Origin of the sequence: Lysobacter sp. CA196 (assembly GCF_052078695.1) — a bacterium.
Classification (GTDB): domain Bacteria; phylum Pseudomonadota; class Gammaproteobacteria; order Xanthomonadales; family Xanthomonadaceae; genus Lysobacter.
Window position 1 is genome coordinate 1 of record NZ_JBQJIN010000063.1, and the last position, 3,127, is coordinate 3,127.

A 3,127-nucleotide genomic window follows, 5' to 3' on the forward strand; every position below is an offset into this window, starting at 1 on the left:
ACCTGTATGAACGCAGCGGCTGCTATCGCGGCTCATTGGAGCATCGGTCGCCGTACCCATCGAGATCATCAGGACCTCCAGGTATGAACCGCGACCCGAATTGGCGTGTCCCGATGGCACGAGCATCATGGCGATCATTCTCCCTTTCGTGAGGAAAACGCTCACGGACGAGGCTATGTCCGAGTCTTCGAGCGAAGGCGCTTCCGAGTCGGGTCCGGAGCTGCCATTCGAATCTCAGGACGCCGGCGACTGTTCCGGTCGTCTGTGGGGGCGGCTGATGGAGCAGGCGCAAGGCGGCGATCGCGTCGCGTATCAGGCTTTGCTAAAAGGCATTACGCCGTATTTGCGTAGCATCACCCGTCGCTATCTCGGTCGCGGCGAGGATGCCGAAGATGCCGTGCAGGAGGTACTGATGACCGTGCACGCTATCCGTCATACCTACGAGTGCGGACGTCCATTCAAGCCCTGGCTCAGCACTATTGCGACTCGTCGCTGTATCGATTTGTTGCGCAAACGTTCCCAGCGGCTTAAGCACGAGATCGAGGCTGGCGATGAGATCGCCGAGCGGCCGCACGTCGCACAGGGGCCGGACGAAGCGATCTCACGGCAGCACGCGGCGGGTGTAGTGCAGCGGGCGGTGGCGGCGTTGCCGGAGCGACAACGCGAAGCCGTGCGCTTGCTGCGGTTGAACGAGCTATCGCTCAGTGAAGCGGCTGCGCAGAGCGATCAGAGTGTCGGTTCGCTCAAAGTTGCCTGCCATCGCGCGCTCAAATCGTTGCGCGCGATGGTGATGAAGGAGGGGGCGATACATGAATGATACCGAGCGGCTGATAGAACAACTCGCCGATCGCTCCGGACCGGTCAAACGGCTGTCCTCGCCGTTGCGGCGCACCCTATCGTGGCTGTTGATGGCGGTGCCGGTCATGCTCGTCATCGTCGCCGCTCACGGGCCGCGCGTGGATTGGTGGCGGACGATGGCGGTTCCAAGCATTGCGGTGGAATGGATGGCCAGCCTGCTGACCGGCATATTGGCTGCGTACGCCGCATTCCAGGTCAGCGTCCCGGGTCGTTCCACGTCGTGGGCGTGGTTGCCGTTGCCGGCGGCGTTGTTGTGGCTGGCCGGCTTGGGCATGGGCTGCATGGGCGACTTCCTGGGGCGAGGCTTCGCCGCGTTTACGTTTCAGCTACATGCCTTCGAATGCGCCTGGGCGATTGCCCTGACCAGTCTTCCGCTGGGTTTCGTCTTGTTGTGGATGGTGCGTCATGCGGGGGTGGTGCGTCCGGCACCGACCGCGATACTGGCCGCCTTGAGCGCCGCTGCACTGTCGGCCGCCACGGTAAGTCTCATACATGAAGGTGAAACCGCTCTGATGGTGTTGCTGTGGCATGTCGGGATGGTGATCGCGCTGTCGATGTTGAGCTGGTGGTTCAGTGGGCGTTTCTTCTCCTGGATCGGCTACGCGCGGAAGTAAGTGTGATGGCGGCGCTCGAAGCTTCAGGGGTCGGGTACCTCAGATATGGCGACGAGACCTCATAGGCGCATCCGACCGGCGGTGAGCAAGGACTGAACCGATCCGTAAATCATTCTTCGTTGGGGTGTAACCAAATCGGCCCGCGCAACGAACTCTTCAAGGCGAGCGAAATGATCGCTCCGCACCCCGTCCACCGAGCGTTTGCCGCGGCATCGCCTGGCCGACGGTCTTCCCATTTTTAGGAGAGTACAGATGAAATCCAATTCGATCGCCGGCGTGTCGGGTGTCGCACTGGCGCTGATGGCCGCGGCTCTAGTCGTGTCGAACCCGGTTGCGGCCAAGCCGAAGGGCCACGCGAAGGTCGATCTCGTGCATTGTTCGGGCGTCAATCAATGCAAGGGGCATAACGATTGCAAGACTGCCGATAATGCCTGCAAGGGTAAGGGCAGCTGCAAGGGCAAGGGTTTCGTCGCAGCTTCGGCAGCGGCCTGCGGCGACGTGGGCGGCAAGGTGATCGATGCCGGAAAAGGCATGAAGGTCGCGGCCAGTACGCAGGTCCGTTGCTACGGCATCAACGCCTGTAAGGGCCATAACGACTGCAAGACCGCCAGCAATGCCTGCAAGAGCCAGGGCAGTTGCAAGGGGAAAGGCTTCGTTGCGCTGCCGGCGTCGAGCTGCACCAACATCAGCGGCAAGGTCATCTGACATGCAGTACGGCCTACGACACGATGGGCCGGGCTCCGACGCATTTGCGTCGGAGCCGCGTCCATGGCTCGGCTTCGGGCTGGGCCTGCGCACCGAGTATTTCGAAGAGATCATCGAAAACCCGCCTGTGCTCGATTGGTTCGAAATCACTTCGGAAAACTTCATGGTGGCCGGCGGTAAGCCGCGGCACTACCTGGAGCGAATCCGCGAACGCTATCCGCTGGTAATGCACGGCGTATCGCTATCGATAGGTAGTACCGATCCGCTCGATTTCGAGTATCTGAGTGCGCTGCGCCAGTTAGCGCGAGATGTCGAGCCGGCATGGGTGTCGGACCACTTGTGCTGGACTGGAGTCGGCGGTGTCAATAGCCATGATTTGCTGCCACTGCCATACAGCGAAGAAGCGATTGCGCACGTAGTACGCAGGGTCGAACAGGTGCAGGATTTTCTGGGCCGAGAGATTCTGTTGGAGAATCTGAGCAGCTACGTCGAGTTCAACGATTCGCAGATGCCGGAATGGGAGTTCGTCGCTCAGGTAGCGCGCCGCAGCGGCAGCCGGATTCTGCTCGATATCAATAACATCCAGGTCAGCGCACGCAATCACGGTTTCGATCCGCTGGACTACATGGCCGGGCTGCCGGCCGATCGCATCTGGCAGATTCACCTGGCTGGGCATAGCGACTACGGCGACTACTGCATCGATACCCACGATCACGAGGTGCCAGCGCAGGTGTGGTCCCTCTATGAAAGCGCGATTCGCCGTTTCGGCCCGATCAGCACCATGATAGAACGCGACGATCATTACCCATCGCTGACCGAGTTGCTGGCCGAGCTCGATCTCGCACGTGAGGCCTACGGCCGCGCCGAACGCCGTGAGCGGGCCGCATGAACGCGCTGGTGCAGCTGCAGAAACGATTTCTGGCGCAGATGCAGGGGCGAGGCCCAGACGC

At 61.2% G+C, this 3,127-nt stretch carries 4 protein-coding genes; all 4 read left to right on the forward strand.

The features are described 5' to 3' along the window. Positions 1-127 precede the first annotated feature (127 nt). A complete protein-coding gene (locus ACTOWK_RS23540) occupies positions 128-817 on the forward strand; it encodes a sigma-70 family RNA polymerase sigma factor (protein WP_441332497.1) in 690 nt (229 codons plus the stop codon). Beyond that, on the forward strand, positions 810-1,472 hold the full coding sequence (locus ACTOWK_RS23545; protein ID WP_441332498.1) for an NrsF family protein: 663 nt from the start codon (positions 810-812) through the stop codon (positions 1,470-1,472). The genes ACTOWK_RS23540 and ACTOWK_RS23545 overlap by 8 nt, the downstream gene beginning before the upstream one ends. A gap of 201 nt (positions 1,473-1,673) precedes the next feature. Further along, entirely contained in the window at positions 1,674-2,177 is a 504-nt protein-coding gene (gene bufA2, locus ACTOWK_RS23550; RefSeq protein WP_441332499.1) for a BufA2 family periplasmic bufferin-type metallophore, read from the forward strand. Between the two features lies 1 nt (position 2,178). Beyond that, on the forward strand, positions 2,179-3,066 hold the full coding sequence (bufB, locus tag ACTOWK_RS23555; protein ID WP_441332500.1) for an MNIO family bufferin maturase: 888 nt from the start codon (positions 2,179-2,181) through the stop codon (positions 3,064-3,066). The last annotated feature ends 61 nt before the right edge of the window (positions 3,067-3,127 follow it).

Coding starts and splice junctions, on each gene's coding strand:
- ACTOWK_RS23540 (WP_441332497.1), top strand. CDS start 128: ATGGCGATCATTCTCCCTTTCGTGAGGAAAACGCTCACGGACGAGGCT.
- bufB (WP_441332500.1), top strand. CDS start 2,179: ATGCAGTACGGCCTACGACACGATGGGCCGGGCTCCGACGCATTTGCG.
- ACTOWK_RS23545 (WP_441332498.1), top strand. CDS start 810: ATGAATGATACCGAGCGGCTGATAGAACAACTCGCCGATCGCTCCGGA.